Here is a 1,700-nt window from a genome sequence, read left to right on the forward strand (position 1 = left end):
GGTGCAGGTGGCGCCCGGCCACTTCGTGGCACGGCATGCCATCGGCGGCGCCTTCTGAGCGACCGGCAGATTTTTTTCAACCCGCAGGCCCTCCTGCTTTTTTTCTCGAACCGACTGGAGTTTCTTTCCATGAAGCAATCTTCTTCCTCCCTGCGATGGGCATCGGCACTGCTGGGCCTGGCCGCACTGGCTGCATCGGGCACGGCGCTGGCCGCGAAAGACGTGGTGCTGTCGATCGGCTACCAGCCCGAAACGCTGGACCCGTACAACACCAACACCACCATCACCACGGCTGTGACCAAGACCTTCTATGAAGGCCTGTTCCAGTTCGACAAGGACCTGAAGGTGCAGAACGTGCTGGCCGAGAGCTACGACGTGTCGAAGGACGGCCTGGTCTACACCATCAAGCTGCGCACCGGCGTCAAGTTCCACGACGGCACCGACTTCAACGCAGAGGCCGTGAAGTTCGTGCTCGACCGCGTGCTCAACCAGGACAACAAGCTGCTGCGCTACAACCAGTTCAACCGCGTGGGCAAAGTCGAGGCGCTCAACCCCACCACCGTGCGCATCACGCTGAAGGAGCCCTTCGGTCCCTTCATCAATTCGCTGGCCCATGCCTCGGCCGCGATGATCTCGCCCACCGCGCTCAAGAAATGGGGCAACAAGGACATCGCCTTCCACCCCGTGGGCACCGGCCCCTTCGAATTCGTCGAGTGGAAGCAGACCGAAGCCGTCAAGGCCAAGAAGTTCGACGGCTACTGGAAGAAGGGCTATCCGAAGATCGACACGGTCTCGTGGAAGCCGGTGCTCGAGAACAACACGCGCGCCGCCATGCTGCAGACCGGCGAAGCCGACTTCGCCTATCCCATTCCCTACGAGCAGGCCGACCTGCTGAAGAAGAGCGAGAAGCTCGAAGTGGTGGCCACGCCGTCGATCATCACGCGCTTCCTGGCATTCAACATGCTGCAGAAGCCCTACGACAACCCGAAGGTGCGCGAAGCCATCGGCTACGCCATCAACAAGGAGGCGCTGGCCAAGGTCGCGTTCGGCGGCTACGCCTTCCCCGCGCAGGGCATCGTGCCGCAGGGCGTGAAGTACGCCGAGAAGATGGCGCCCATTCCCTACGACCTGAAGAAGGCCAAGGAGCTGATGAAGGAAGCCGGCTACCCCGATGGCTTCGAGTCGGTGCTGTGGAGCGCCTACAACAACACGACCAGCCAGAAGACCATCCAGTTCGTGCAGCAGCAGCTCGCGCAGATCGGCATCAAGCTGCAGGTGCAGGCGCTCGAAGTGGGCCAGCGCACCGAACAGGTGGATGCATGGCCCGATCCGAAGACGGCCAAGGTCCGCATGTACTACACGGGCTGGTCGTCGTCGACCGGTGAAGCCGACTGGGGCCTGCGCCCGCTGTTCGCCTCGGAAGCCTGGGCACCCAAGCTCAACAACATGTCGTTCTACAAGAGCGAGGTGGTCGACAACGCGCTGGCCAAGGCGCTGGTGACGGTCGACGAAAAGGAACGCACCGCGCTCTACAAGACCGCGCAGGAAGAGATCCGCAAGGACCTGCCGCGCGTGCCGATGGTCACGGAGCAGAACCTGTCGGCGCATGCCAAGCGCTTGTCGGGTGTGTTCGTGATGCCTGACGGCAACATCAACATCGACGCCATCGCGGTCAATTGACCACCCCCGAAGCGGCTCAC

1 protein-coding gene is annotated in these 1,700 nt (G+C 62.4%); it reads left to right on the forward strand.

Annotated features, from left to right (window positions below; translation table 11 throughout):
- Nucleotides 1–129: 129 nt before the first annotated feature.
- Nucleotides 130–1,680, forward strand: coding sequence for a glutathione ABC transporter substrate-binding protein GsiB (gsiB, locus tag AC04MI_RS25000; protein WP_436044143.1), 1,551 nt, complete (start codon nucleotides 130–132; stop codon nucleotides 1,678–1,680).
- Nucleotides 1,681–1,700: the final 20 nt, after the last annotated feature.

This window comes from Acidovorax sp. LjRoot204 (assembly GCF_056175785.1).

Bases quoted from the DNA above. Each gene is read 5' to 3' on its own strand.
- gsiB (WP_436044143.1), top strand. From the start codon at position 130: ATGAAGCAATCTTCTTCCTCCCTGCGATGGGCATCGGCACTGCTGGGC.